This window comes from Arachnia rubra (assembly GCF_019973735.1).
Lineage (GTDB): Bacteria > Actinomycetota > Actinomycetes > Propionibacteriales > Propionibacteriaceae > Arachnia > Arachnia rubra.
This window is the reverse complement of the sequence record NZ_AP024463.1, coordinates 862666-889218: the sequence shown is the minus strand read 5'-3', so window position 1 is coordinate 889218 and position 26553 is coordinate 862666. Positions and strand designations below refer to the sequence as shown.

General features: G+C 67.9%; 24 protein-coding genes. 6 read left to right on the top strand and 18 right to left on the bottom strand.

Annotation, left to right across the window (positions count from 1 at the left end):
* Positions 1-16: 16 nt before the first annotated feature.
* From nuoK to SK1NUM_RS03840, 12 genes are read right to left on the bottom strand one after another with little or no spacing between them, the layout of a single operon-like run.
* Positions 17-316: an NADH-quinone oxidoreductase subunit NuoK gene (nuoK, locus tag SK1NUM_RS03895; RefSeq protein WP_212325609.1), complete on the bottom strand. Its 300-nt coding sequence runs from the start codon at positions 314-316 to the stop codon at positions 17-19.
* On the bottom strand, positions 313-1131 hold the full coding sequence (locus SK1NUM_RS03890) for an NADH-quinone oxidoreductase subunit J (RefSeq protein ID WP_212325607.1): 819 nt from the start codon (positions 1129-1131) through the stop codon (positions 313-315). Before SK1NUM_RS03890 ends, nuoK begins: the two co-directional genes overlap by 4 nt.
* A complete protein-coding gene (gene nuoI, locus SK1NUM_RS03885; protein WP_212325606.1) occupies positions 1128-1682 on the bottom strand; it encodes an NADH-quinone oxidoreductase subunit NuoI in 555 nt (184 codons plus the stop codon). The genes SK1NUM_RS03890 and nuoI overlap by 4 nt, the downstream gene beginning before the upstream one ends.
* Positions 1682-2974 carry an NADH-quinone oxidoreductase subunit NuoH gene (gene nuoH, locus SK1NUM_RS03880; RefSeq protein WP_212325604.1) on the bottom strand — a complete coding sequence of 431 codons (1293 nt, stop codon included), beginning with the start codon at positions 2972-2974 and terminating at the stop codon, positions 1682-1684. Before nuoH ends, nuoI begins: the two co-directional genes overlap by 1 nt.
* Complete coding sequence (locus SK1NUM_RS03875) at positions 2971-5364, bottom strand: NADH-quinone oxidoreductase subunit G (protein ID WP_212325603.1); 2394 nt, start codon at positions 5362-5364, stop codon at positions 2971-2973. The genes nuoH and SK1NUM_RS03875 overlap by 4 nt, the downstream gene beginning before the upstream one ends.
* Complete coding sequence (gene nuoF, locus SK1NUM_RS03870; protein ID WP_212325601.1) at positions 5361-6674, bottom strand: NADH-quinone oxidoreductase subunit NuoF; 1314 nt, start codon at positions 6672-6674, stop codon at positions 5361-5363. The genes SK1NUM_RS03875 and nuoF overlap by 4 nt, the downstream gene beginning before the upstream one ends.
* Entirely contained in the window at positions 6671-7411 is a 741-nt protein-coding gene (gene nuoE / locus SK1NUM_RS03865; RefSeq protein ID WP_212325599.1) for an NADH-quinone oxidoreductase subunit NuoE, read from the bottom strand. Before nuoE ends, nuoF begins: the two co-directional genes overlap by 4 nt.
* Positions 7408-8739, bottom strand: a complete 1332-nt coding sequence (locus SK1NUM_RS03860; protein ID WP_212325590.1) for an NADH-quinone oxidoreductase subunit D — start codon at positions 8737-8739, stop codon at positions 7408-7410. Before SK1NUM_RS03860 ends, nuoE begins: the two co-directional genes overlap by 4 nt.
* On the bottom strand, positions 8739-9428 hold the full coding sequence (locus SK1NUM_RS03855; RefSeq protein WP_212325576.1) for an NADH-quinone oxidoreductase subunit C: 690 nt from the start codon (positions 9426-9428) through the stop codon (positions 8739-8741). Before SK1NUM_RS03855 ends, SK1NUM_RS03860 begins: the two co-directional genes overlap by 1 nt.
* Complete coding sequence (locus SK1NUM_RS03850; protein ID WP_212325574.1) at positions 9425-9979, bottom strand: NuoB/complex I 20 kDa subunit family protein; 555 nt, start codon at positions 9977-9979, stop codon at positions 9425-9427. Before SK1NUM_RS03850 ends, SK1NUM_RS03855 begins: the two co-directional genes overlap by 4 nt.
* A 28-nt stretch (positions 9980-10007) precedes the next feature.
* A complete protein-coding gene (locus tag SK1NUM_RS03845) occupies positions 10008-10367 on the bottom strand; it encodes an NADH-quinone oxidoreductase subunit A (protein WP_212325572.1) in 360 nt (119 codons plus the stop codon).
* 33 nt (positions 10368-10400) lie between these two features.
* Positions 10401-11663: a geranylgeranyl reductase family protein gene (locus tag SK1NUM_RS03840; RefSeq protein ID WP_212325570.1), complete on the bottom strand. Its 1263-nt coding sequence runs from the start codon at positions 11661-11663 to the stop codon at positions 10401-10403.
* 255 nt (positions 11664-11918) lie between these two features.
* Between SK1NUM_RS03840 and SK1NUM_RS03835 the strand changes: the two genes are divergently transcribed.
* Together SK1NUM_RS03835 and SK1NUM_RS03830 are read left to right on the top strand one after the other, a co-directional pair.
* On the top strand, positions 11919-13169 hold the full coding sequence (locus SK1NUM_RS03835; protein WP_212325568.1) for an isochorismate synthase: 1251 nt from the start codon (positions 11919-11921) through the stop codon (positions 13167-13169).
* 393 nt (positions 13170-13562) lie between these two features.
* Positions 13563-13829: a DUF1540 domain-containing protein gene (locus SK1NUM_RS03830; RefSeq protein ID WP_212325566.1), complete on the top strand. Its 267-nt coding sequence runs from the start codon at positions 13563-13565 to the stop codon at positions 13827-13829.
* A gap of 145 nt (positions 13830-13974) precedes the next feature.
* Here the strand turns inward: SK1NUM_RS03830 and SK1NUM_RS03825 are convergent, their stop codons facing one another.
* The 3 genes from SK1NUM_RS03825 to SK1NUM_RS03815 form a co-directional block, all read right to left on the bottom strand.
* Positions 13975-14796, bottom strand: a complete 822-nt coding sequence (locus SK1NUM_RS03825) for a hypothetical protein (protein WP_212325565.1) — start codon at positions 14794-14796, stop codon at positions 13975-13977.
* 92 nt (positions 14797-14888) lie between these two features.
* Entirely contained in the window at positions 14889-16493 is a 1605-nt protein-coding gene (locus tag SK1NUM_RS03820) for a DUF6297 family protein (protein ID WP_212325563.1), read from the bottom strand.
* Positions 16490-17140 carry an ABC transporter ATP-binding protein gene (locus SK1NUM_RS03815; RefSeq protein WP_212325561.1) on the bottom strand — a complete coding sequence of 217 codons (651 nt, stop codon included), beginning with the start codon at positions 17138-17140 and terminating at the stop codon, positions 16490-16492. Before SK1NUM_RS03815 ends, SK1NUM_RS03820 begins: the two co-directional genes overlap by 4 nt.
* Positions 17141-17374: 234 nt before the next feature.
* On the opposite strand from SK1NUM_RS03815, the gene SK1NUM_RS03810 reads away from it, so the two are divergent.
* The 4 genes from SK1NUM_RS03810 (at position 17375) to SK1NUM_RS03795 (ending at position 21656) form a co-directional block, all read left to right on the top strand.
* Positions 17375-17944, top strand: coding sequence for a maltokinase N-terminal cap-like domain-containing protein (locus SK1NUM_RS03810; protein WP_212325552.1), 570 nt, complete (start codon positions 17375-17377; stop codon positions 17942-17944).
* A 61-nt stretch (positions 17945-18005) separates the two neighbouring features.
* Positions 18006-18698 carry a demethylmenaquinone methyltransferase gene (locus SK1NUM_RS03805; protein ID WP_212325550.1) on the top strand — a complete coding sequence of 231 codons (693 nt, stop codon included), beginning with the start codon at positions 18006-18008 and terminating at the stop codon, positions 18696-18698.
* Positions 18695-20365 (top strand): TM0106 family RecB-like putative nuclease, encoded by a 1671-nt coding sequence (locus SK1NUM_RS03800; protein WP_212325548.1) that lies wholly within the window; start codon positions 18695-18697, stop codon positions 20363-20365. The genes SK1NUM_RS03805 and SK1NUM_RS03800 overlap by 4 nt, the downstream gene beginning before the upstream one ends.
* Before the next feature lie 76 nt (positions 20366-20441).
* Positions 20442-21656, top strand: coding sequence for an alpha/beta hydrolase family protein (locus SK1NUM_RS03795; protein WP_212325546.1), 1215 nt, complete (start codon positions 20442-20444; stop codon positions 21654-21656).
* Positions 21657-21731: 75 nt separating this feature from the next.
* Here SK1NUM_RS03795 and SK1NUM_RS03790 read toward each other — a convergent pair whose 3' ends face one another.
* From SK1NUM_RS03790 to SK1NUM_RS03780, 3 genes are all read right to left on the bottom strand, one after another.
* On the bottom strand, positions 21732-23312 hold the full coding sequence (locus SK1NUM_RS03790; protein WP_212325544.1) for an ATP-binding cassette domain-containing protein: 1581 nt from the start codon (positions 23310-23312) through the stop codon (positions 21732-21734).
* 177 nt (positions 23313-23489) lie between these two features.
* A complete protein-coding gene (locus tag SK1NUM_RS03785; protein ID WP_212325542.1) occupies positions 23490-24875 on the bottom strand; it encodes an NAD(P)(+) transhydrogenase (Re/Si-specific) subunit beta in 1386 nt (461 codons plus the stop codon).
* 3 nt (positions 24876-24878) lie between these two features.
* Positions 24879-26360, bottom strand: a complete 1482-nt coding sequence (locus SK1NUM_RS03780) for a Re/Si-specific NAD(P)(+) transhydrogenase subunit alpha (RefSeq protein WP_212325540.1) — start codon at positions 26358-26360, stop codon at positions 24879-24881.
* Between the last annotated feature and the right edge of the window lie 193 nt (positions 26361-26553).

Here is a 26553-nt window from a genome sequence, read left to right as displayed (position 1 = left end):
CAGCACGGCAACCCCTTCAGAGCTTCAGTAGGTTCGCGTCGTCGACTGAAGCCGAGCGACGGGCCCGATAGACGGCGACGATGATGGCCAGGCCGACCACGACCTCTGCGGCGGCGACCACCATGACGAAGAACGAGGCCACTTGCCCATCGAGCCCGCCGTGCTGACGGGCGAAGGTCACGAACACGAGGTTCGCGGAGTTCAGCATCAGCTCCACGCTCATGAAGGCGATGAGCGCGTTGCGGCGCAGCAGGAATCCGAGTGCGCCGACGGCGAACAGCATCGCCGCCAGCACCAGGTAGGCTTCGGTGCTCACTTGGCCTCTCCTTCCAGTTCAGCGGCGACCTGTCTGATGTCGCCGAAGGCGGTGGACGTCGGGGCGCGCAGCTCGTCGACGGCCACCACCGCGCCCCGCGTCGTCAGGGTCCGGCTCACCGAGGTCTTAGCCACCGTCCCGTCAGGCAGCAGGGCGGGCGCGTGGATGGCGTTGGTGCGGGCGTAGACGCCGGAGTTCGGGTCCGGTCCCGGATGCACACCGTCGACGGCATACCGTTCGACACGCGCCGCCATGTGCTCGGCCTGGCGCCGGGGCTCACGGAGCCGGTCACCGTGGGCGAGCACCATCGCCCCCACCGCGGCGGTGATGAGCAGCGCCGAGGTCGCCTCCAGCAGCACGACATAGCGGGAGAACAGCAGCGCGGCCACTCCCTGCGGGTTGCCGCCCTCGGCGGCGTTGGCCTGCTGCAGCCCGGCCGGGCCGCCCACGAAGACCGCCTGCCCGGCGGCGAACACCAGCAGGCCCGCCAGCCCGAGCACCGCGAGGACACCGGCCACTCGCTGCCCCCTCAGGGTCTCCGCCACGGAGTCGCGGCTGTCGACGCCGATCAGCATCACGACGAACAGGAACAGCATCAAGATGGCGCCCGTGTAGACGATGATCTGCACCACGAACAGGAACGGCGCATCCTGCGCGGCGTAGAGGATCGCGAGCCCGACCATCACCCCGGCCATGCAGATGGCCGAGTGCACAGGCTTGCGGGCCACGACGATGCCGACCGCGAGCAGCACCATGACCGGGGCGCACACCACGAAGGCGACGAGCTCACCCGTCAGCGGGGGCAGGGGGATCATTTCACCGCTCCTTGCTCAGGCGCCGTCCGCGTGTCCGGCTGACCGGTGGGCGGCAGCCCCAGGAAATAGTCCGTCTCGTCATCGCCGAGGCGCCGGGGATGCGGAGGCTGCTCCATGCCCGTCACCAGCGGCGCCAGCAGGTCCTGCTTCTCATAGATCAGCTTCCCTCGCGTCTTGTCGGCGAGCTTGAACTCGTTGGTCATCGTGAGCGCACGCGTCGGGCACGCCTCGATGCACATCCCGCAGAAGATGCAGCGCAGATAGTTGATCTGGTAAACGTGCCCGAACCTCTCCCCCGGGGAGAAACGCTGCTCGTCGGTGTTGTCGGCGCCCTCCACGTAGATGGCGTCGGCGGGACACGCCCAGGCGCACAGCTCACAGCCGACGCACTTTTCCAGGCCGTCGGGCCAGCGGTTGAGCTGGTGACGGCCATGGAAACGCGGCAGCGTCACCTTCTCCCTGCCCTTCTGCGGGTAACCCTGGGTGAAGGTCTTGCGGAAGATGGTGTGAAGCGTGATGCCGAATCCGGCCCACGGATCGAAGATGCCCATTACCTCTCCTCGCTCTCGGTCGGCTGGGCGGGCTCGGACCTGATCACCCGGGCCAGCTCGGGCAGCACCTGCCCAGGCCGCGGTGGGACCGGGTAACCGCCCGCGAAGGCGTCGAAGACCTCGTCTGGATCGACTGGCGGCACCCGCTCCTGCTGCTTCCTGCGCGACGCAAAGACGATCAGGATCGCGACGAGGACGATCGCCAGCGCGACGGTGTACATCGGCGCGACCGCCACCATCACGATCCACAGCAGGGAGATGGGGATCAGCCGCTTCCACCCCAGGTCCATGAACTGGTCGTAGCGGAAACGCGGCAGGGTGCCACGCAGCCACACGAACACGGAGAACAGCAGCTGCACCTTGATAACAAACCAGAGCGGGCCGAGCCAGGCGTTGTTCAAAGGCTCGATCAAGTTCAGCGGCCAGAACGGCAGGTAGCCGCCCAGGAACAACGTCGTGCACACCGCGGAGACCGTCGCCATGTTGATGTACTCGGCCAGGAAGAACATGGCGTAGCGGAACCCGGAGTACTCCGTCAGGTAGCCGGAGACCAGCTCAGACTCGCACTCGGGCAGGTCGAAGGGGGCGCGGTTGGTCTCCCCCACCATCGCGATCCCGTAGATCACGAACGACGGCGCCAGCAGCAGCGCATACCAGCCCATCAGCCCGATGTTGAACTGCATGTCTGTGAACGGCACCTGGAAGATGACCGGCGCCTGCTGCGCCTCGACGATGCCGTAGGTGGACATGGTCCCCGTCATGAGGAACACCCCGACGATCGACAGGCCCATCGCGATCTCGTAGGAGATCATCTGAGCGGAGCTGCGCATGGCGCCCAGGAAGGCATAGGTAGAGTTCGAGGCCCAGCCCGCCAGCACGATGCCGTAGATGCCGATGGACGCGATGGCCATCACGAACAGCACAGCCACCGGCAGGTCCGTGACCTGGAGGCGCGTCGAGACCCCGAAGATCTCCACCTGCCCGCCGAACGGTATCACCGTCCACGTGGTGAAGGCCGCCATCCCCGTGAGGACCGGAGCCAAGTTGAACACCCACTTGTCGGTGTGCTGCGGGCGGAAGTCCTCCTTGACCAGCAGCTTCGCGCCGTCAGCGAGCGCCTGAGCCAGACCGAAGGGGCCATTCATGATGGGGCCGAGACGGTGCTGCATCTTGCCGACCAGGCGCCGCTCATACCAGACGTTGAAGATGGTCCACAGCAGCAGGATCACGAACAGGGCCAGGACCTTGATCACGATCAGCCACCAGGGGTCCTGGAAGAACACGTCGTTCATGCCTGATCTCCTTCATCGGTGCTCACCGGCAGCACGTTCACGATGGAACCAGGCGTCACTCCGAGCCGGCCGGGCTCGCCGGGATTCATCGGCACCCAGACCACACCGTCCACCATCTCGGTGATCTCGACGGGCAGCAGCTGCGAGGAACCGGGCGCCTCCACCCGGCACATCCCACCGACCCTCAGGGCGGCGGCCGTCGCCTGCGACATCCGCGCGACAGCCGGGCGGGCGGTCCGGCGCAACGCCACCTCGTAGTCGATGCCGCTGGTGGCATCAAGGGCCTCACGCCAGGATGCGACGACGATGCCGCCCTGCGCGACCCCGGCATCAAGCTTGCGCGGCACCCCGATGCGCTCGCCCTCCCAGGGCCCGAGCTCCTGGAAGTCAGCCCACGCGGCGGCCTGGCTCCGGAATCCGAGGTTGCACCCGAAGGCATCAGCCAGGGCGGCCAGGATCCGCAGGTCGCTCATGGGGTGCCTCGTGCCCTCGTTGACCAGGGCGACAGGCCGGACCCGCTGCTCCCAGTTGAGGAAGTGCCCGGCCTGTTCCTCCATCAGGCAGGCGGGGAAGACCACGTCGGCGACTTCCGTCACGGCATTGGCGCGGGTGGAGACGTGCACCACGAAAGACTTCCGCAGCGCATGCAAGGCGGCGTCAGCCTCCGGCATGTCGTAGGGGTCGACGCCCGCGACGAGGAAGGCCTTCAGGTAGCCCTCGCGGGCCGCGGCGAACTGTTCGGCGGTGCTCAGCCCGGGCTCGGTCGGAAGCGTCTCGGCTCCCCAGGCCGCAGCCATATCGACCCGGGCCTCAGCGGAGGCGACGGGACGCCCGCCGGGCAGCAGCCCGGGAAGGCAGCCCGTTGCGATGGCTCCCATATCGCCGGCGCGGCGCGGCATCCAGGCCAGGCGCGCCCCGCTGAGAACAGCCTTGGAGGAGACCGCCGAGAGCAGGCCCGGCTGGCAGGCGGCCCGCTCACCCACGAGGATGATGGTGCCCTCCTCCAGCTCCATGGCCTCCAGGGTCTGCGCCTCCGCACCGGGGGCGACGGGGATTAGCTCTGCGGAGAGCTTCCTCGTGCCCCGGGAGGCGAACGGCGCCAAGGTCGTGACCTTCAGCCCCCTCTTGCGGACCGCCTTCCGGAGCCGCAGGAACACCACCGAGGTCTCGTCCTCGGGCTCGTAGCTGACCAGCACCACGCGCCGGGCGGCCTCAAGGTCCGCGTAGGTGACGTCCATGCCCCGCCCCGCGACCCGGGAGGCCAGGAACTGGGCCTCCTCCGTGGAGGCCGCGCGGGAGCGGAAGTCGATGTTGTTGGTTCCCAGCACCGTGCGCGCGAACCGCGAGTAGGCGTAGGCGTTCTCAACAGTCAGCCGGCCGCCCGTCAGCACCCCGGCCGCGGGGCCCGCGGCCCGCAGCCCGGCGACGGCAGCGTCGATGGCCTCAGGCCAGCTCGCGACCTGCAGGATGCCGTTGCGGCGCACCAGCGGGCGGGTCAGCCGGTCCTCGCCGCGTCCCGAGACGAACCCGAACCGTCCCTTGTCGCACAGCCACTCCTCGTTCACCTCGGGGGCGTCGCCCGCCTGGTGGCGCTTGACCTGGTGATGGCGGTGGTCGGCCCGGATCTCGCAGCCTCCGGCGCAGTGGTCGCAGGAGGTGGTGGTCGACTTCAGGTCGAACGGGCGCGCCTGGAAACGGTAGGCCGCCGAGGTCAGCGCACCCACTGGACAGATCTGCACCACATTGCCGGAGAAATAGGAGTCGTAGGGGTCCTGCTCGTAGAACCCAACCTGCTGCAGCGCGCCACGCTCCACCAGCGCGATGAACGGGTCGCCGGAGATCTGCTCCGAGAACCGGGTGCAGCGGGCGCAGAGCACGCAGCGCTCCCGGTCCAGCAGGATCTGCGCGGAGATGTTGACCGGCTTCGGGTAGGTGCGCTTGACCCCCTCGTACCGCGACTCGCCACGCCCGTTGCTGAGGGCCTGGTTCTGGAGGGGGCATTCACCGCCCTTGTCGCAGATGGGGCAGTCGAGCGGATGATTGATCAGCAGGAACTCGAGGATGCCCTCCTGCGCTTTCCTGGCCACCGGCGAGCTGACCTGCGTGCGCACCACCATGCCCTCGGCCACCGGCATGGTGCAGGACGCCTGGGGCTTGGGGAAGCCACGCCCGTTGCCGGCGTCGGGGATCTCGACGAGGCACTGGCGGCAGGCCCCCACCGGGTCGAGGAGAGGATGGTCGCAGAAACGTGGGATCGCGGTGCCGATCATCTCGGCTGCCCGGATGATCAGAGTGCCCTTCGGCACGCTGACGGGAACGTCATCGATCGTCAGGGTGACCAGGTCCGGTGTGGGCGCCACCTTGCTGGCCGTGTCGGTCGGCTGACTCACCGGGGACCTCCTTCCGTGGCGAACACAGCACTACGCTCGTATGGGAAGAGCTCCCAGGCCGGCGTGTGATAGCCCTGCTCGAACTCGTCGCGGAAGTTGCGCACCGCACTGGTCGCGCAGGCCACCGCCCCATCCGCCAGGGCGCAGAAGGAGCGGCCGCCGATGTTCTCGCAGACGTCCAGCAGCTTCTCGACGTCCCCCTCCTCAGCTGTGCCTGCCTCGAACTTCATGAGCAGCTGCACCAGCCACCACGACCCCTCCCGGCATGGCGTGCACTTGCCGCAGGACTCGTGCTTGTAGAACTCCACCCACCGCAGGGTGGTGCGCACCACGGAGGTGGTCTCGTCGAAGACCTGCAGCGCCTTGGTGCCGAGCATCGTCCCGGCCGAGGCCATGCCCTCGTAGTCGAGCGGCAGGTCCAGGTGCTCGGGCGTCAGGATCGGGGTGGACGAGCCGCCCGGGGTGAAGAACTTCAGCTGGTGCCCGGCGCGGATCCCGCCCGACAACGCCAGCAGCTGCCGCAGCGTGATGCCCATGGGGGCCTCAAACTGTCCCGGGCGCGCGACGTGCCCGGACAGCGAGTAGATCGTCATGCCCTTCGACTTCTCGGTGCCCATCGCCTGGAACCAGGCGGCCCCGTTGTTGACGATCGATGGCACCGACGAGATCGACTCGACGTTGTTGATCACCGTCGGAGAGGCGTACAAGCCTGCGACGGCCGGGAACGGCGGGCGCAGGCGCGGCTGGCCGCGGCGGCCCTCCAAGGAGTCGAGCAGCGCCGTCTCCTCACCACAGATGTAGGCTCCCGCGCCGGCGTGGACGATCACGTCGATGTCGTAGCCGAGCCCCATCACGTTCTTGCCCGCGTAACCGGCCTCGTAGGCCTCCCGGACGGCCTGCTGAAGCCGCCGGATCACGTGCAGCACCTCGCCGCGGCAGTAGATGAATGCCTGGTTGGAGCCAATCGCGTAGGCCGAGATCAGCACCCCCTCGACGAGGGTGTGCGGGGAGGCCATCAGCAGCGGCATGTCCTTGCAGGTGCCGGGCTCCGACTCGTCGGCGTTGACCACGAGGTACTTCGGGTTGGGGTTGTCCTGGGGCACGAAGCTCCACTTCATGCCCGTCGGGAAGCCCGCGCCGCCCCGCCCGCGCAGGCCCGCGTCCTTGACCAGGCTGATCACGTCCGCCTGGGTCATGCCGAGCGCCTTGCGCAGCGCCCGGTAGCCGCCGGTCGCCTCGTAGCGGGAGAGCTTCCAGGACTTCTCCTGGCCCCACTGGTCGCTCAAGACTGGGGCGAGTAGGTCACTCACTTTGGCTCCTCCCCGGGCACATCGGACAGGTTGCCGGGGTCCGGTGCGCTCCAGCCGTTCTCGGCGGCGATCCGCCTACCGAGGGTGGAGGCGTGACCGGCCGAGGGCCCCTCGTCGGCGCGGCCGTCGGGGAAACCGGCGAGCACCCGCTCGGCCTTCTGCCACGACGTGATGGTCGCGCCGCGCGGCGAGACCACCTCGTCCCCGTTCATCAGCGCGTCGATCAGCTCATCGAGCTTCTCGGGGGTCATGTCGTCGAAGAACTCCCAGTTGACCATCGCGACGGGCGCGTAGTCGCAGGCGGCGTTGCATTCGAGACGCTCCAGGGACACCCGGCCGCACGGCGTGGTCTGACCCTCGTCGATGCCCAGCCTCTCCTTGGCGCGGTCGAGGAGGATGTCGCCGCCCATCACCGCGCACAGGGCCGTGGTGCAGACCCCGAGGTGATGGTGCCCGGCGGGCCGGCGCTTGAACATGGTGTAGAAGGTGGCCACCCCCGAGACCTGTGCTGTGGTGATCCCGAGGATCTCGGCGCACAGCTCGATGCCCCGCGGGCTGATCCGGCCGTCGTAGGACTGCACCAGGTGCAGCATCGGCAGCAGCGCGGAGCGTGCCTGCGGATAGCGGCCGGCCAGCTCGTTCAGCTCGGCGATGGCGGTCTCGTCGAGATTGGTGGACTGGTCGGAATAGTCCACCGAGCCGGACTCGGGGAAGTCGCTGGTGAAGTGACCACTCATCGGTCCACACCTCCAAGAACAGGGTCGATGCTGGCGACGGCCACCACGACGTCGGAGATCATCGCGCCCTCACACATCAGGGGCACGGACTGCAGGTGGTTGAACCCCGGGTCGCGGAAATGGGCCCGGTAGGGACGGGTGCCGCCATCGGAGACGAGGGTGCAGCCGAGCTCGCCCTTCGGCGACTCGATGGCCTGGTACACCTGCCCGACCGGCACCTTGAAACCCTCGGTGACGATCTTGAAGTGGTGGATCAGGGCCTCCATCGACTCGCCCATGATGTGCTTGACGTGCTCGTGGCTGTTGCCCTGGCCGTCGGGGCCAAGAGCCAGCGACGCGGGCCAGGCGATCTTCGCGTCACCCACCATGACCGGCTGCCCCTGGGTGCGTTCCAGCCGCTCCAGGCACTGCTCCACGATCTTCAGCGACTCCCAGGTCTCCGCCAGGCGGATGCGGAACCGGCCGTAGGCGTCCTGGGTGTCCCAGGTGATGACGTCGAAGTCGTAGGTCTCGTACCCGCAGTAGGGCTGTGCCCTGCGCAGGTCCCACTCGTAGCCGGTGGAGCGCAGGATCGGGCCGGTGACGCCCATCATCATGCAGGCAGTCAGGTCCATCTTCGCGATGTTCTGCATGCGCAGCTTGAAGATCGGGTTCTCGTTGCAGAAGACCGCGTACTCGGGCAGGTGCTTCCTCAGCCACGCGATGGTGGTGCGCAGATGCTCCAGCCCGCCCTCGTGGAGGTCATTGGCGACACCGCCCGGGCGGATGAACGCGTGGTTCATGCGCAGCCCGGTCAGGCCCTCCAGGAAGTCGAGGATCATCTCGCGTTCCCGGAAGGCGATGGTCATCACCGTCAGGGCGCCGATCTCCATGCCGCCCGTGCCCATCGCCACCAGGTGGGAGGCGATGCGGTTCAGCTCCATCACCAGCACCCGGAGAATCGAGGCACGCTCCGGGACGTCGTCGGTGATGCCGAGCAGCTTCTCGACGGCCAGGCAGTAGACGGCCTCGTTGAACAGCGGCGCCACATAGTCCATGCGGGTGCAGAACGCGACCCCCTGGGTCCACGTCTTGTACTCCATGTTCTTCTCAATGCCGGTGTGGAGGAAGCCGATGGCAGGACGGATGTGGGTGACGGTCTCGCCGTCCATCTCCAGGATGAGCCTCAGCACGCCATGGGTGGATGGATGCTGCGGGCCCATGTTGACCACGATCGTCTCGTCGCCCCGTTCGGCCTGCTCGGCAGCGATCTGCGACCAGTCACCGCCCTGGGCGAGATAGACCCGGTCGGCCTGGGGCTCTTCAGTGGCAAAGATGTCGTTGCTCATCAGCTGTACGTCCTCCGGTGATCGGGGGCGGGCACTGTCGCGCCCTTGTACTGAATGTCGATGCCGCCCAGCGGGTAGTCCTTGCGCTGTGGGTGCCCGACCCAGTCGTCGGGCATGAGGATCCGGGTTAGCGCCGGGTGGCCGTCGAACAGGATGCCGAACATGTCCCAGGTCTCGCGCTCGTGCCAGTCGGCCATCGGGTAGGTGGCCACGACCGACGGGACATGCGGGTCGGCCTCCGGGGCGGTCACCTCGAGCCGGACGCGCCGGTTGTGGGTGATGGACAGCAAGTGGTAGACGACGTGCAGCTCCGCGCCGGCCTGCTGCGGATAGTGCACGCCGCTGACCGACACGCAGATCTCGAAGCGCAGGTGCGCGTCGTCACGGAAGGCCTGGACCGTCTCCTGGAGGTGCTCACGGGGCACGAAGATCGTCAGCTCACCGCGGTCGAACAGGACCAGGCCGCCGTCCAGGGCGGGGACGAGCTCGGCCGCCCGGGCGGCGATGGCGTCGAAGGGCTCGCCGAAGGGTCCCTGGGTGAGGCCGGGCATGGCGATCTGCCGCTGGATCCTGCCGTACCCGGAGGTGTCCCCCGAGCCCCGGCTCCACATGCCGGTCCTGGTCTCGAAGACGGGTGCCTGCGGGGCGGTCTGATCCTGCCGGGTGATCTCGCCCGGGGTCTCGGTCATCGCATGAGTCCCTTCAGCTCGTGGGTGGCGGGCGCGTTCATGGCCGCCTCCTCGCGGGCCGCGATCGCGGCGGCCTCATTCGGGCCGATCGGGCGCTTGGCGACCTCCTTGCGGAGCTTGAACATGGCGTCGATCAGCATGTCGGGACGCGGCGGGCAGCCGGGAATGTACATGTCGACGGGCACGATGTGGTCGCAGCCCTGGACGATGGCGTAGTTGTTGAACATCCCACCCGACGAGGCGCACGCCCCCATGGAGATCACCCACTTGGGGTTCGGCATCTGGTCGTAGACCTGCCGCACGATGGGCGCCATCTTCTGCGACAGGCGGCCGGAGACGATCATCAGGTCGGCCTGGCGGGGCGAGGCCCGGAAGACCTCCTGGCCCCAGCGTCCCGCGTCGAACCGGGGAGTGCCGTAGGACATCATCTCGATCGCGCAGCATGCCAGGCCCATCGTCACGGGCCAGAAGGACGCCTGGCGCACCCAGCCGAAGATGCCCTCGACGGTGGTCAGCAGGATGCCGGAGGGCAGTTTCTCCTCGATACCCATGAATTCTCCTAATCAGTCCCGGTCCAGCTCAGTCCCAGTCCAGGCCACCGCGCCGTTTGACGTAGAAGTAGGCCACCAGCACCGTCACGATGAAGCTGAGGATGGCGATGATCCCGAAGGTGCCCAGCTGGTGATAGGTGACGGCCCACGGGTAGAGGAAGACGATCTCGATGTCGAAGACGATGAACAGCATCGCGATCACGTAGTACTTCACGGGGAACCGGCCCCCGCCGACGGGCTGCGGGGTGGGCTGGATGCCGCACTCGTAGGAGTCGTATTTGGCGCGGTTCTTGCGGCTGGGCCCCACGAAGATGCTCAGGGTCATGGAGATCACCACGAACACCGTGGCCAGCACCGCCATCCCGGCGATGGGGATATAGAGGTTCACTGCAGTTCCTTCCCTTCCGCCTGCCTTGCCGTCTCACGCCGACGGCGCCGCCTTGCACAGGGCGTTGATGATGTGATCCATGGCGTCTCCGTCATGGCTGTCGGTCAGGTTCGCCAGCAGCTTCATGACGAAGCGCATCAGGGTTTTGCGGGGCAGCCCATAGGTGGTGCAGATGCTCATCACCCGCGGGTCGCCGATCAGTTTCACGAAAATGGTGCCGAGCCGGTAGTAGCCACCCAGCCGGGCCTTCAGCTGGGCGCGGTAGCCGTGCAACGCCCGCTCGGCCGACTCCGTGCCGACTCCGCGGGCATGGGCTTCGGCGATGGCGTCGGCGGCCAGTTCCGCGGACTCCATCGCGTAGGCGATGCCCTCGCCGTTGAACGGGTTGACCATGCCGCCCGCGTCGCCGACCAGCAGCAGGCCGCGCCCGTAGACGGGCTGGCGGTTAAAGGCCATGGGAAGCGCGGCCCCCTGGATCTTCCCGAGCCGGTTCTCCTCCCGGAACCCCCACTGTTCGGGGGTGTTGTCGAGCCAACGCTTCATCAGCTCCCGGTAGTCCGTCTTCTGGAACGACTTGGAGGTGTTGAGCACCCCAAGGCCGACGTTGCACGTGCCGTCCCCCATCCCGAAGATCCAGCCGTAACCGGGCATGAGGGTGGACTCGCGGGGCTTGCCATCCCACAGCTCCAGCCACGACTCGAGGTAGTCGTCGTCGCTGCGCGGGGACCGGTAGTAGGTGCGGTAGGCCACCCCCATCGGGCGATCGGCGCGTTTGTTGAGCCCCATCGAGACCGCCAGGCGCGACGAGTTGCCGTCGGCGGCGACCACCAGCGGGGCGCGGTACTCGTCGCCGCCGCGGGTGCGGACCCCGGTGATGCGGCCCGTGCGCTCGTCGAGGATGGCCTCGGTGACGTTGGCGCCCTGCACCAGCTCGGCCCCGAACCCGACGGCGTGTTGGGCCATCAGGTCGTCGAAGTCGGCGCGGCGGCGGACCAGCCCGTAGGACGGGAAGTCGGCGAGGCTGGGCCAATCGAGCTGGAAGGGCTCCACGCGACCGCCGTAGACCCGTAGCCCCCTGTTGTGCAGCCAGCCAGCCTCCTGCGAGGTGTCGATTCCCAGCCGCACCAGCGCCCGGGTGGTGCGCGGGGTGAACCCGTCACCGCAAACCTTCTCCCGCGGGAAATGGGTTTTCTCAAGCAGCAGGACACCCAGTCCCCGCCTCGCGAGATTGGCCGCGGCCGCAGATCCGCCGGGGCCCGCGCCGACGACAATGACGTCGGCTTCCGCCTTCGGCATTCGACTCTCCTCGTCTTGCGAACAACAACCCGGATCCTGTCACTGTGAGCCGGATTTTGAGCCTCAGTCTATGGCGTGCCAACCTTTCTCACCAACCAGCCCACCAGCTATTCAAATTCGCCTCTGACTAGGCATTATGCTCAATCTTTTAGCAACAAAAAGCGTGCGTTATTCCCTTCTAGCCGACTAGGTGTCGCAATCGTGCTCCACCGCCTGCCTGGCCTCCCCCAGCCCGCCTCAGCTATCGTTCCCCGGGTGAGCCTTGATTTCGCGACGAAACGGCTGCGCGCCACGACCGTCGCCATCGACGACCCGGGGGACCTGTCGCGATTCCTGACCCCGGAACGGGCCACAGCATTCCTGCGCCGGGGCGAGGGATTCGTGACGCTGGGCGAGGTCTCCCGTTTCGAGACGGATTTCCCGGATGCCGCGGACGTCTGGTGGAACGAGGTCAGCGCCCACATCGACCACGACTCGGAGCTGCCCGGGGCCTGGGGTACGGGTCCCCTGGCAGTCGGCTCCTTCGCCTTCGACCCGGATCGCTCCCGCGCACGCTCGGTGCTCATCGTGCCGGAGACCATCATCGGCAGGCGCGACGGGCAGGCCTGGATGACCCGGATCAGCGAGGGCCGGCTCAGCCTCGACCTGCCCGGTCCCGGCGATCCGGTGACACCCCCCGGGGCGATCAACCTGGTGCCCGACGGGCTGTCCGGGCCCCAGTGGGCGCAGATCGTCGCCGAGGTCGTGGAGCGCATCCAGGCCGGCGAGGTCAGCAAGGTGGTGCTGGCACGCTCCCTGCGGGCCAGGGCTGAGGGCCCCATCGACCCGCGCCACATCCTGCGACAACTGCTCAAGACCTATTCAATGGCCTGGGGCTACCTCGTGGACGGGATGGTCGGCGCCACCCCGGAGCTGCTCGTCCGCCGGCACCGGACCCTGGTCACCTCGCGGGTGCTGGCCGGGACGGTATCCCTCGACCCCGAGCACACCGACCCCCTGGGCCGGGCCAGCGAGCTGGCCAGCTCTGGGAAGGACATCTCGGAACATGACTTCGCCGTGAGCTCGGTGGCCGAGGCCCTGGAGCCCTACTGCGCTGCGATGAACGTGCCCGAGGCACCCTCGGTGCTGGCGCTCCCGAATGTCATGCACCTGGCCACCGACATCACCGGCGTGGTGGAGCCCGGCATCAGCTCACTGGCCCTGGCAGCCGCACTGCACCCGTCGGCAGCGGTCTGCGGGACCCCCACCTTCCTGGCGGGAGAGATGATCGCAGAGCTGGAGTCCATGGACCGGGGACGCTATGCCGGACCCATCGGCTGGGTGGACTCTGACGGCGACGGGGAATGGGCTATCGCCCTGCGAGGCGGCTTCATCCACCCCGCACAGTCGGACGAAATCCGCCTGTTCGCGGGCGCCGGGATCATCTCTAACTCCGATCCCGAGGCCGAGCTGGCCGAGACCGAGGCCAAGTTCGCACCCATGCTCCAGGCACTCGGCCTGGCCTGAGAGGCACCAGCAGGGGTCCCGATGGAGCTGGGACACGCCCGGGCGCCCTACCTCTTCTGCAGAAGCATCACCGGCACTGAGCGGCGTCAGCTCGCGCATTCTTATCGAAGCCTTGCCAGCACGACACCTGGGTGCCACGCCCCCTGGGCAGGCAAGGCTGTCTTCATTTCCCGGCTCTGGCCAGGGGCTGGACCGCGACCCTTTCTGGCATCTCCCGGAATCATTTCGCAAGCCTTTTATTTACGAAAGGGATAACGCAGGTAAAACCGGGGCATTTTCGCACGCAATACATGCATTTACCCAAGTCAGCAAAGGTTTATCTTGCTTGCGACTGGCCACATCAGTACGTAACGTAATTGGCGTCAGATGCACAGCAGACGAAAGGTCCTAGAAATGCCAGCCATCACCCCCATCAAGTCCTGCAACACCACCACCTGTGCCTTCAACAACAACGGCTGCACCGCCTTCGCGATCACCGTTGACGGCACCTCGGCCTGCACCACCTTCATCACCCTCGACGCCCGCGGTGGCCTGCCCACCGCCGACGGACGTGTTGGTGCCTGCCAGCGCCTCGAATGCGCCCACAACAAAGACCTGCTGTGCACCGCCGCCGGCGTCACCGTGACCGACGGGGTCTGCGCCTCCTACGAACCCCGCTGAGGAACGCAACAGGCCCACAGGGCCAGCCCCGTCTGAAGCAGAGCAATTGACTTGGGCCCCGCACCCCGCGGGGCCCAAGTACTGTCCAGGGACACCGGCGATGAAACTCACGCCATCCTTCGCGGTGTGTGTTGGCGGGCGACTGTCAGATACGCCCGTGTGGCCCTGCCACGAGGCGGCCGATCTCGGCTGACAGCTGCGGCAGCGTCTCCGGGTGGTCCTCGAAATCCGCGAATACTGTCGCGGTCTCGTGCTCCCCGATGTGCATCAGCGTGACGCCAGAGCAGTCCACGTCGATGCAGAAGACCTTGTCGATCACGTGCTGGCATAGCCCGTGGGAGCTTGGCTGGATGCTGGCGTGTCCTGGGAGCTCGCCACTGGTCACGGCCCGGCACAGCTGCCGCAGGGCCGGGCAGCCCTGCGAGGCCACGACGTCGTGGGCCTCGAAATCATCGAACCATGGCTCTGTGGCCTGGCAGAGGGATTCCTGCATCTCCTCCCAGGCGATGGCGGTGACCCCACTGTGGTCGTGCACCAGGACCCGGTCCGTGACCACTAGCCCGACCCGGGTGCCGCTGATCCGCGCCAGCTCCGCAATCCGCTCAGGCAGCTGCTCCTCGTCCAGCAGGCGCGCCACGGCGGTAGCGGGCAGCAGGACGAGCTCGCCCAGCAGATGCGCGGAGGCTGCGATGACCGACAGGATCACATCCTGGCTGTGGCGTATCAGGTCCATGCGGACCACGGTTCCCACCCCGGCGGGCAGCGTGGACAGCAGACAGTCCTCGTCCGGCCTGATCGCCACCACGATGTCGCCCTGCCTGGTGAGGCCGTGGGCCACGAAGTCGTACTGGCTGCCCGCCCGCCAGGCGACCAGCGTGCAGGCTGCACCGCCCCTCAGCATTCGCCTGGCCAGGGAACGCGCGTGCTCTGCACCCACCCCCTGGGAAACCTCTGGTGAAGTGGCCATGCGTGCCCGCCTTCCAGCTCGAGTAAGGTAAGCCTAGCTTATGGAAAATCAGGTGGTCTGACCACTGCTCCTGCACGGACCCACCGGGACGCTCAGCGCCGCCGCTGCACCTTGATCTTCTGCCCGGATCGGGCCGCCTTCTGCTCGTCCAGCAGGCGTTGCTGCTCCTCGCGCTGATCCATCAGGCTCTGCTGGTCGATGCCCGAACGCAGGAACAACCAGGTCACCACCGCGATGCCCAGCGAGACCCAGGCGGGCCAGCCGATGATGAGGGGCAGGGTGATCAGCGCGACGATGTCGATGCCGCGGATGAAGGAGAACATCATGCCCGGAGGCATGGCACCGATGCCGACCGAGACCATGGGGCCGCCGTAGTTCGGCGGTTTCGCGCTCACCCACCGGAAGGCGGCCAGCAGCCCGGCGAAGGCGGTGATGAGGGACGACGAGAAGCCAGTGGCCAAGTCGAGCCCGCCGCCGAAGATTCCCCCGAAAGCGGGCATCGTCGCGACCGCCCAGATCAGCGCCAGCAGGGCCGGTATCGTCATGGCGGCCTGCCGGATCTCCCCCGGTGAGAGGGGGAAGCAGCGCTGCAGTCCCTTGGTGCGGGTCAGGACCCGCAGCGTATTGCAGAAACCGATCAATGCCGCCATCAGGACCAGGGCCGAGATCGACGGGTTCAGGCCCTCGATGCCGAGGGCATGGACGGCATACGGGACCGCCATGGAGGCAGCCCAGAAGACCAGGGGCCGGGGCGTGCGCCACAGCCGCTGCAGGTCGCGCAGCACGATGGCCATGGCCCCGCTTCCCGAACCGCGCGTCGGCCGGACGTATCCCCGCCGGCGGGCCTGGTCCTCGACGAGGATGTCGCGGACCAGCGCGAAATCCAGGGCAAAGGCAGCCCCCTGCATGCCCGCCAGCAGCGACGAGCCCGCGGTGAGCCGCTGGCGGCGCATGTCCCGGAGCCTGACCCAGGCCGGCACGATGGATGCCAGGCCCAGCAGCAGGCCACCTCCGGCAACCGCCCAGGCGAAGTCAACACTCAGGACGGAGGCCGACCCCACCGGTATGAACCCCGCCGAGATCGCCACCAGGAAGACCAACGCCCCAAAGGCCGCGAAACCGATCAGCCACAGCAGCACTGTCGTGATCCACCGCCGCTCCACGCCTTGCTCCGCCGCCGCGAACGCCACCAGCCCGAAGCAACCGAAGCCAGCGGCGAGCCCCCAGGTGATGACGTCGGTGCCGGTGCCACCCACCAGAGCCGCGATCAGCGCGCCGAGCCCCCCTCCGGCCAGGAGGGCGACGATCACCGACGCCACGAGCCGGCCGGTCAGCACCCTGCGCCGGTCGACATTGCCGTCCATGATCCAGAAACCCTCGGCAGCCGAGGCCACCACCGGGCCGAACATGCGAGCCGCCACCAGGGCCAGCGCCAGGAAACCCGCGACAGCGGCCCAGGGCAGCAGGCCCCGCGCGGCCAGGCAGGACTCAGACGAACAGCTGGAGACGCTGCGCTGGGCCTGCAGGATGGAGCTGATCAGCATGGCGCCGATCACGACCAAGGCGAACACCGCGACGTAGGCGTCCTGGATGGCCTGGAACAGGTTGCGGTCCGCCCGGCCCCGCCGCCAGTCACGCACCAGGAGGCGCAACTGTCTCTCGTCGACCTGGCCAATGACCCCGAAACGGTCGCTCATCGGCGCTCCCCCAGCCTCACCTCACGAGCGCCGATGGCAGCCAGGAGGCTAGGCTCGTGGCTGGCCAGCACGATCGCCAGGCCGTCCCTCAGCTCCTCCTTGAGACGGTTGCCGAGCCATTCGACGCCCTCCACGTCAAGGCGCTGCTCGGGTTCGTCGAGGATCAGGAGCCGCCGGGGCCTGACAAAGGCGGTGGCGAGGGCGAGGCGCCGCCGCTGGCCGGAGGACAGCGTCGAAGGCAGCTGCCCCGCCTGGGCGACGAGCTGCACCTCCTCGAGGATCTCGTCCACCAGGTCGTCGGGGTCGGCGATGCCGTGGGCCCTGGCCAGCAGGTCGAGGTGCTCCACCACGGACAGGTCGGGGAAGAAGTCGAGGTCGTCGATGACGGTGGCGACGTCACGGCGGATCTCCGGGCTGGTCTCCCTCATCTTCACACCGAGCACCTCGATGTTGCCCTCGTCAGGGCGATCCGCGCCCACCAGGCACCGCAGCACCGTCGACTTGCCGGCGCCGTTGCGGCCGATCAGCGCCACCGCCTCCCCGGCCGCCACCTTGAGGTCGAAGCCCTCCACGATGGTCACAGGCCCGTAGGCCTTCTTCAGTTTTTCAACCTTGAGAACGATGTCCTTCTTCGCCACAGCGACCATTGTGGCGCATCCTCACCGGCGTCGTGTCCATGGTCTCGCCCGGTGCGCCCCGCCATGCACGCGGAGCCCACCGCAGGCACATTCCGTTCACGATCTCTCCGGCGCTGTGTTCCAGTGGCTGGCCCGGCGGGAGATCCACCAGGCTCGCCCGCAATGATGCGACACCTCAGCACCCTGCTGTCCCTATTCGCGTTTTATGTGTAGGATGCAGGAAAGTACCAATGGAGGTAATTCATGAGCGGCGTTTCCATCGTGTATCCCGAGGCCACAATGCATCCCGGCAAGCTAGAGTTGCTCTCAGCCTGGCTGCCCAGTCAGTGGTGGTTCGACGGGGACGCCGAAGATCTGGAGCTCGTTGCCAGGTTCCGGTTCGTCGATCCCGAGGGCGAGGTGGGCCTCGACGGCATGCTGGTGCGCTCCGCCGACGCCGTCTACCACATCCCCGTCACCTGGCGGCCACACCCGCTCGACGGCGGCGCGCTGATCGGCACACTCCAGCATTCGGAACTGGGGGTCCGCTACGGCTACGACGCCCAGACCGATCCGGTCTACCTGGACGAGCTCGTGCGGGTGATCCGCGAGAAGGACTCCGACGCCGACATCATCGCGGCTGGGCAGAGCGACCCGATGCCGAAAAACATCAAGGTGTTCGGCAGCGGCCTGGTGACAGGCGAGACGTCAGGCTACCCGCATGTGGTGCACAAACTCGTCCGGGAACCCATCAAAGACGTCGTCGGCCAGCTGATGGGCCAGTGGCGGTACCACGACATCGATCGCGTCGACCTGTTGGCCGTCCTGCACTGAAAGTTCCCGCAGGCACCAACCCTTTCCCGCCTTGTCAGCCACGAGCGATAAGGTGTGGCGCATGCAGCCAACCCGTGCCGATCTCGACAAGAAACGTGCCGAGGTCTCGGCCATGTTCGACGGGGTCGCCGCACGATACGACCTGCTGAACTCGCTGCTGTCGTTCGGCCAGGACCGGAGCTGGCGCCGGGAGACCATCGCCGCGGTTGATGCCCGCCCTGGGGAACGCATCCTGGACCTCGCTGCGGGCACGGGCACGTCGTCGCTGCCTTTCCAGGAAGCTGGGGCGCACGTGTTCCCCACCGACCTGTCCATGGGCATGCTCACAGTGGGCAAGCGCCAGCAGCCGGGGCTGGCCTTCGTGCGCGGCGATGCCCTGGCCCTGCCGTATGCCGACTGCGTGTTCGACGCGGTGACGATCAGCTATGGACTGCGCAATGTGGAGGACACCGCTGCCGCGCTGCGGGAGCTGCTCCGGGTGACCAAGCCGGGCGGACGGCTGGTCATCGCGGAATTCTCCACCCCGGTCAGCCCAGCGCTGCGGGCCGCCTACGCCAAGGGGGTCCTGCGCCTGCTCCCCCTCGCCGCCAGGATCTCCAGCAATCCCGTGGCCTACGGCTATCTCGCCGAGTCAATCCTCGCATGGCCCGCGCAGGAAAGGCTGGCGGACCTGATCGCGGACTGCGGCTGGCAGGACGTCGAGTGGAAGAACCTGACGGGCGGCATCGTTGCTCTGCACCGGGCTTGGAAATGACATTCCAGCTGGACCCATACGCAGCGCGCAGCTGCCCTGTCAAAACCTTCAACGCATTCGATCCCGGCACACCGAAACCGGACGATCCCCTCGACGAGTCGCTCTTGGAAGCGTTCGCGGGCGGCTCCGAGTTCCGCGAATCGACGCTGAACGCACTGTGCCGGTGCGGTGACGTGGTGGACCTGCGCGCCTCAGGGCACGACCCTGCGAAGACCCTGGCGGCGATGGACGCCGGAGCTCCCATGATCGTCGGCGGCTCCCTGGCCCACGACGAGCAGGGACATCGCACTGGGCATCCTGACGCCCTGGTGCGAGGCGACGACCGGCTCGACGGCCGTCCCGGATATTGGCCGGTACGTGTCAAGCCCTACCGGCTGCTGGAGAGACAGCGCAACGCCAAGGAATTGCGCACCTCCGCGTTCTCCTGCCCCACGATCCTGGACCCGCTCCCGGGATTCCGATTCCGCGCCTACCGGCAAGGGGCGCTGCTGGAGCTGGCCCATCACTGGCGGCTGCTCCAGGCCTGTGGCCGCTCGGCCGCCACGGCGCTGGCCGGCCTGATCGGGTTCGACGACCGGCAGAACGGGATGATCGTCTGGGTGCCCCTCGAACTGCGGTTCCTGCGCACCTTCTCCCGCACCGCACCCAGCGGCCACCGGCTCCGCTCGGCCCTGGAACGCTACGACCACGAGCACGGCTTCCGGGTGTACGTCGCCCAGGAGGCGATGAAACGCACACCAGAGACGACCACTCCCCCGGTCGTGCGCCCCATCCGGGTGCCGGAATGCGAATGGTGTGCCTGGTGGGAGACCTGCCGTCCGCGCATGGATGACGACGACATCTCCCTGCGCATCTCCAAGACCCCCCTGGACGTCCGTGAGCTCCAGGCCCTGATGGGGCTCGGGATCACGACGGTATCGCAGCTGGCCGATGCTGACGTCGAGGCCCTACTGCCCGACTACCTGCCCCTGACCGCGCACCGCGACCGCGCCGAGGCCCGGCTCCGGACCGCCGCCCGGCGCGCCCGGATGCTGAAACGCGGAGTCGCCCTGGAGAAGGTGTCTGTGGATCCGGTCGAGGTGCAAAGGGCCCCGGTCGAGGTGGATCTTGACATCGAGACCGATGAGGGTGACCGCACCTACCTGTGGGGGGCCCTCCTGACCAACCGCGGCGCGGGGACGCAGAAATACCACCACTTCAGCTCCTTCAGCTATCTCTCCCCCAGCGCCGAGGTGGAGGTGGCGGCCAGTTTCGCCCGCTGGCTGGTGCGCCTGGCCACCAGGCATCCCAGCCTGCTGGTGTACCACTACTCCGACTACGAGGTAGTGCACCTGCGCCGCCTGGCGCAGCGGAGCGAACACCCGGACCTGCTGGCGGCCTGCGACCTGGTGAAGGAGCATTTCGTCGACCTGTTCCAGGTGATCCGCGACAACTTCGTCGCCGTGGACGGGCTCGGCCTGAAGGTGGTGGCCAGCAAGGGAGCAGGCTTCTCGTGGCGCGATGAGGAGCCAGGTGGCCTGAACTCGCAGACCTGGTTCGCCACGGCCGTCGACGGCCCCACCGCCAAGGACCGGAAGGCGGCCCGCAAACGCGTCCTCGAATACAACGAGGACGATGTCCTCGCGACCTGGCATGTCCGGGAATGGCTGGAGCAGTTCGACTCCTGAAACACGCCAGGGCACCGCGATACGCGGCAGCGGAGTCCCCAGCCGGTGGCTACAGTGGTGAGTACAGTTATGCATCGTGCGCTCCTCTGACGAGATCATGGCCAGGCAGAAGACACGCGTGCGTTTCCGCAGTGCGGACATGGATTTCATCTTCAGCTACCTGCTGGGCATCTCTAGCCTGTTCGGCGCCCACGGACCGCTCTTTGCCGCGGCCAGCCGGATCCGCAACGCGAGGGCCTCCGACTGGCGGCGTGAGTTCGGCGCCCTCGCCGACCGTGCCCAGCATCACACCGCCAGCGCCGCAGGCTGTGCTGAGGAGGCCCGGCAGTGGGCCCTGACCGACTGCTACGCCAACCGCGCCGTCCTGCAGTTCACCGATCCCGCCGCACCGGAATTTACCGAGCGCTGGCGGCGCATGGAGGATGCCTTCGCCACCGCGATGCGCTGGTGGCGGGCTCCGGTCACGGCCATCGAGGTGCCGTTCGAGAACAGTTCACTGCCCGGGTATCTCCTGAAGCTGGACGATAAGCCACGGCCGGCCATCACCATGATCGGCGGCGGGGACACCAGCCGGGAGGATCTGTTCGCGTTCGTGGGCCTGGCAGCCTGGCAGCACGGCTACAACGCGATCATGGTGGACCTTCCCGGACAGGGCCACACCCCCGCCCGTGGCCTGACGTTCACCACTGGCATGCAGCGCCCCGTCTCCGCCGTCATCGACCACTTGTACGCGGAGATCCCGGCCACGACCCACGTCGCGGCATATGGCGTCTCCGGCGGCGGATATTTCTCCTGCCAGGCCGCCGCTACGGATCCCCGCATCGATGCCTGGGTGGCGGCCACTCCCATCTACGACGTCGCCGAGGTCTTCCGCAGGGAGTTCGGGGCGGCCCTGCGGGTCCCGGGGCCTTTCCTGAAGTGGATGCTCACGCTCACAGGCCGTGTGAACGAGGCCGCGGAGGTGAACCTGCGGCGTTACGCCTGGCAGTTCGGTACCGCGGATTTCGTCAGCGCCGTCAAGGAGGTGCTCCAACGGGCACAGCCCGTCGATCACAGCCGCATCACATGTCCCTCGCTCTTCCTCTACAGCACCGGTGAGGGCCCGGAGCTACGCCGGCAGCTCGACTTCCTGGAGCACAGCCTCACGGAGCGCGGGGTGTCGGTGACCTCCCGCGTCTTCACCGCCGCCGATGGCTGCGAGGCGCACTGCCAGCTGAACAACCTGCGCCTGGCCCAGGCCGTCATCTTCGACTGGCTGGGCACGCGTTTCCCGGCGCCCCCGATGCCCTGAGCCCGCCAGGCCAGGATGGGGACCACCACGCAGCGTTCCGGTCCCTCACGGATCCGGGTGTGAGAAGCGATGGGATCACGGCATCTGGTGACCTGTGAACCGCTCCCGCACAGCACCATCGGCGACCTCCCAGATGCGGTCTATGGCAAGACGCGCCAGGAAATCGTCGTCGTGGCTGACGACGATCAGCGCGCCGCGATAGGCATCGAGGGCGGCGACGAGGAGATCGACGGTTGCGAGGTCGAGGTTATTGGTGGGCTCGTCGAGGATCAGCAGCTCCGGTGGCGGGTCGGCCAGCAGCAGGGCTGCGAGGGTAGCGCGGAAACGCTCGCCGCCCGACAGGGCCGCCACGCGGCGGGTGACCGCGAGGTCACGCAGGCCGAACCGGGCTAGCCGGGAGCGCAGCTGCGCCCGGCTAGCCGACGGTGCAGCGCCGTTCACGGCTTCCAGCACCGAGGCTTCACCCGGCAGCAGGGCCAGCCGCTGTGGCAGATAGCCGACCCTATGGGTCAGCACCCGTCCCGTGGCGCCACCCGTCAGCAGCGCATCCAGCAGCCGGGTCTTGCCCGCGCCGTTGCGTCCGGTGAGCGCCACCCTCTCGGGTCCCTGCAGCACCAGGGGCGGCTCAGCGGAGTTCACCTCCACCAGGCGCCGCGAGGCAGGCAGTCGCAGCTGCGGCAGGTCGATGGCCACGGCGTCGCCCTCCCGCAGCCGGGACTCCGCCTGCTCGACGGCGTCTTGCGCCTGCCCGACCCGCTGGTCGGCCAGTTCCCGCGCCCGCCCGCTGGATCCCTCGGCGCGGTTGGTGAAGTAGTCGCGCTGGGCCTTCTCCACCCCGCGCCGCTTGGCATCCCTGGATACCCGCTGCTGCCGGGAGGCCTTCTCCAGGGTCGCGATGCGCTGGCGCCGCGCCCGGCGCAGCTGCTGCTCCGCCTCGCGCAGTTCCCGTTCCGCGGCCTGCCGCCCCGCAGAGACCGCCGCCTGGTGGACGTCCCAGTTCCCACCGGTCAGCTGGATGACACCATCGCGCACCTCGGCGATCGCGTCAGCACGGCGCAGCAGCTGAGGGTCGTGGCTGGCAACGATGACGGCGCCACGCCACCGGGCGAGCAGGTCGTAGACGCGTGCGCGACCGTGGCGGTCGAGGTTGTTGGTGGGCTCGTCGAGGACGGCGATGCCGCAGCGCCTGACCTGCAGTCCGATCAGCGCGACGAGCATCGCCTCGCCGCCCGAGAGGGAACCGACGCTACGGTCCAGCCCGAGGCTGAGCCCCGCGGCGGCGAGCTCCTCCCCCGCGCGGGCCTCGATGTCCCACGCGTCTCCGACCACGTCGAAGTGCCGGGGATCGGCGTCACCCCCGGCGATGGCCCGCAGCGCGGTGAGCTGGGCCCGGATCCCGAGCAAGTCAGCGACCTGACCGCCGGTCGCCAGTGTCAGGTGCTGGGGCAGCAGATCCACAGCGCCGTCCCGGATGATGGTCCCCGCGGTGGGGGCGAGTTCACCGGTGATGAGCCGCAGCAGCGTCGTCTTGCCTGACCCGTTGCGTCCGACGACGCCGGTGACCCCCTGTGTGAAGGAGGCAGTGACGTCAGTCAGGCAGGGTTCGCCATCCGGCCAGGTGAAATGGACGTGGGAAAGAGAAACGTGTGAGGGCATGGAACTCCGATCGGTCAGCAGGATGCGCTGAGCCGGAGCAGAGCTCCACGGCGTCAGCGCGGGTCAGATGCCGACGCGATCAGTCAACGGAGTTCTCCTTAACGTGGGGGCGTGGCCGAGACTAGCCGATTCCGGGGAAACCGGCCAGTGAAGTTCCTTGTCTATGGTCCTATGGGTTCATCTGGCGGGTTCCGCGAGCCTGGCCAGGACGCTGTGCAGCGATGTCCTCACATCGCCGGGGCACATCACCGAGTTGTCGCCATGGAGCAGTGGGTTCCTGCCGGCCTCCAGGGAGCGCGTGAAGACGACCACCTGGCCTGCCTCCCAGACTCTCAGAACGGGCATCCCCGCGGCTGGGAAGCCCGGCTCGCCGGCCGCCGGGTTGACCGTGTCGCTGGCCCCAGCGACCAGCACCACGTCCGTGTCCGTGAAGCATTCGTTGGCCTCGTCCACCTCCAGGACGCTGTCATAGGGCACCCCAGCCTCGGCCAGGAGCACATTCAGATGCCCAGGGAACCGGCCGGCCACCGGATGGATCGCGAATCTGACCCTGATGCCACGCTCCCGCAGCCGCGATGAGATCTCTGCAATTGGGCGCTGGGCCTGCGCCGCGGCCATATCGTGGCCGGGCACGATCAGCACCGACCGGGCGCCGGCGAGCATCGTGGCCACGTCCGCGGGATTCACCACCCGGGGTTCCTCCCCCACCCCAGAGTCCAATACGTTCGTATTCTTGAAGGCGCCCAGGAGCGCAGCGCCGGGCGGTCGGCTCATGGACCGGCACATGTCATAGGCCAGGACCGCGCCGAAGACCCCGGCCAGGGCACCCGCGATGACGAGGACGCTCTGGTCTAGCAGGAGCCCAGCGAGAACCACCGCCCACCCGGAGCAGGAGCCGAGCACCGCGACGGCCACCGGCACGTCAGCACCGCGGGGAACGGCCGCCAGGTGATATCCCAGGGCCAGCGAGGACAACACCAACAGCAGCAAGGGGATCAGCGAGGGCGTCACCACATACCACCAGCCGAGTCCCACCACGACGGCAGCCACCGCCAGGCCGGTCCAGAACCCGCCAGGAGGCGCCAGCACCCTGGCGGCAATACGATCGTCCTGTCTAGCCCAGGCCACCAGCGAACCACCAAAGACCAGCGCCCCGGTTAAGAGCCCCAGCACCACCTCAGCGGAATACAGCGCACCAGACTGCGCGGGCACGAGGTGCGCGTTGAGGGAAACCAGCATCGCGGTGGCGCCGGAGAGGCTCTGGAACAGCGCGACCAGCCCCGGCACCGCGGCCATCTCAGCCCTGCGACCCTTCCAGCCGCCGATGACGGCGCCGGTGAGGACCGCGGCGCACAGCAGGGCCACGGAATCCCACTGAGCGCTGCCGGCGGCGAGGCCGTCGTGGGTGATGGCGACGCCCGTCGCGACCAGCGCAAAGACCATGCCGAGGATGCCGAAGGCAGTGCTCCTCCTGGCGGTCTCGCGTCTGCGAAGCCCCGCCAGCGCAAGGATGAACATCAACCCCGCCGCGATGTGGGTGGCCTGCACGAAGTTACCCAGCACGGCTCAACTCCTCCGGAACAAGGTGAGCATGCGGTGGGTCACCGTGAAGCCGCCGGAGACGGCGGCGGAGGCGAGTGCCACGGCCACGAAGGCGATGGACTTGACCAGCCAGTCGCCGTGCGCCAGTTGCGTCATGGCGGCGGCGAGGATGACCCCGCACACAGCGTTGGCGAGGCTGAGCTGCGGAGCACGGAGGGCATGAGTGAGGTTCCAGGACACGTAGTACCCGGCGGCGGCGGCCAGGGTGAGGATGGCCGCCAGGCCCACGAACTGCGATGGTGCCACCGTCAGCAGCGCGATCAGCGCCACCGCGCCAAGCCCAGCCCAGGCCACCGGCAGCCACCAGGGCCGCGATGGCTTTGCGGACACAGCCATGGACCTATCTTCCGCGGCGGGCTCCGGGCCGCTCAGCGTGGCTGCCTGGACAGGGGGCGGCGGGAAAGTCACCTCCCCGGCGTGGACGACGGTCATGGTGCGGATCACCTCGTCATCGACGTCGATAACGAGCTTCCCGTCCCGCTGCGGGGTCATGAGCTTAAGCAGATTCACAAGATGGGTACCGTAGAGCTGCGACGACTGGCCGGGAAGACGGGACGACAGGTCGCTGTACCCGATGATGGTGACCCCATTGCCGGTGACATGGCTCTCGCCGGGGCGGGTGAGCTCGCAGTTGCCGCCGGCGGAGACCGCCAGGTCGACGATCACCGAGCCCGGTCTCATCGACCTGACCATCTGGGCTGTTATCACCTTGGGCGATAGCTCGCCCGGGATGGCTGCTGTGGCGATGATGATGTCGGCCTCGCGCACCTGGGCCGCGTACAGCTCGGCATCCTGCGCCACATGGCCGGGCTGGCCAGCCCGCAGGAAGGTGGCGCCCAGGGAGCTGACCTGCCCGGCGGCCTCGGGGCGCGGGTCAGTGGCCCGCACCACGGCACCCAGCGATGTGGCTGCCCGGATGGCGGCGAACCCGGCCACACCCGCGCCGATCACGAGGACGGTTGCGGGCGGTTCCTTGCCCGCAGCGGTGGCCTGGCCTGTGAGTTGCCGCCCGAAGGCGTGGGCGGCCTCCACGACGGCCCGGTAGCCGGAGACGCCCGCCAGCGAGCTGAGGGCATCGAGGGCCTGCGCACGCGAGACTGGTGGCACCATGTCCATGCTGAGGGCGCTGATGTCCTGGGCAGCGATCCGCCTCGTCAGACTCGGGTCCTGCTGGGGGCGGAGAATGGAGATCAGCGTGGCACCCCGGCGCATCTCCAGCAGCTGTGTGTCGGAAGGCGATCCGATGGTGAGCACGACATCACGATTCCAGGCATTTCCGACGATCACTCCCCCGACCTCACGGTAGGCGTCGTCATTGAATGAGGCTCCGAGACCGGCTCCTGACTCCACAAACACGTGATAGCCGAGTTTCCGCAATTGGGAAACGGTTTTCGGAGTGGCCGCGACACGCATGTCACCCGTCTCCCGAGGTACACCAACGTCCATGGGCGCCAACGCTATCGCCCACCGCAGGGGACACGCATCCGGATTCCCATAAGAGATTCCCGGCCAGCGTGGCGGATCCCCGCCGACGAATTGCTGGGGCTGAAATCACATAGGGCGGCTGGCCTTTCAGGCCAACCGCCCCAGAGTCTGGACCGGACCGGGAACGCCTCTCGGCGAAAGGCCGCTCGCAGCG

Excerpts from the sequence above, each read along its gene's own strand:
- SK1NUM_RS03890 (WP_212325607.1), bottom strand. The coding sequence starts at position 1,131 with ATGATCCCCCTGCCCCCGCTGACGGGTGAGCTCGTCGCCTTCGTGGTG.
- nuoI (WP_212325606.1), bottom strand. The coding sequence starts at position 1,682 with ATGGGCATCTTCGATCCGTGGGCCGGATTCGGCATCACGCTTCACACC.
- nuoH (WP_212325604.1), bottom strand. The coding sequence starts at position 2,974 with ATGAACGACGTGTTCTTCCAGGACCCCTGGTGGCTGATCGTGATCAAG.
- nuoE (WP_212325599.1), bottom strand. The coding sequence starts at position 7,411 with ATGAGTGGTCACTTCACCAGCGACTTCCCCGAGTCCGGCTCGGTGGAC.
- SK1NUM_RS03860 (WP_212325590.1), bottom strand. The coding sequence starts at position 8,739 with ATGAGCAACGACATCTTTGCCACTGAAGAGCCCCAGGCCGACCGGGTC.
- SK1NUM_RS03855 (WP_212325576.1), bottom strand. The coding sequence starts at position 9,428 with ATGACCGAGACCCCGGGCGAGATCACCCGGCAGGATCAGACCGCCCCG.
- SK1NUM_RS03850 (WP_212325574.1), bottom strand. The coding sequence starts at position 9,979 with ATGGGTATCGAGGAGAAACTGCCCTCCGGCATCCTGCTGACCACCGTC.
- SK1NUM_RS03840 (WP_212325570.1), bottom strand. The coding sequence starts at position 11,663 with ATGCCGAAGGCGGAAGCCGACGTCATTGTCGTCGGCGCGGGCCCCGGC.
- SK1NUM_RS03830 (WP_212325566.1), top strand. The coding sequence starts at position 13,563 with ATGCCAGCCATCACCCCCATCAAGTCCTGCAACACCACCACCTGTGCC.
- SK1NUM_RS03825 (WP_212325565.1), bottom strand. The coding sequence starts at position 14,796 with ATGGCCACTTCACCAGAGGTTTCCCAGGGGGTGGGTGCAGAGCACGCG.
- SK1NUM_RS03820 (WP_212325563.1), bottom strand. The coding sequence starts at position 16,493 with ATGAGCGACCGTTTCGGGGTCATTGGCCAGGTCGACGAGAGACAGTTG.
- SK1NUM_RS03815 (WP_212325561.1), bottom strand. The coding sequence starts at position 17,140 with ATGGTCGCTGTGGCGAAGAAGGACATCGTTCTCAAGGTTGAAAAACTG.
- SK1NUM_RS03810 (WP_212325552.1), top strand. The coding sequence starts at position 17,375 with ATGAGCGGCGTTTCCATCGTGTATCCCGAGGCCACAATGCATCCCGGC.
- SK1NUM_RS03805 (WP_212325550.1), top strand. The coding sequence starts at position 18,006 with ATGCAGCCAACCCGTGCCGATCTCGACAAGAAACGTGCCGAGGTCTCG.
- SK1NUM_RS03800 (WP_212325548.1), top strand. The coding sequence starts at position 18,695 with ATGACATTCCAGCTGGACCCATACGCAGCGCGCAGCTGCCCTGTCAAA.
- SK1NUM_RS03790 (WP_212325544.1), bottom strand. The coding sequence starts at position 23,312 with ATGCCCTCACACGTTTCTCTTTCCCACGTCCATTTCACCTGGCCGGAT.
- SK1NUM_RS03780 (WP_212325540.1), bottom strand. The coding sequence starts at position 26,360 with ATGGACGTTGGTGTACCTCGGGAGACGGGTGACATGCGTGTCGCGGCC.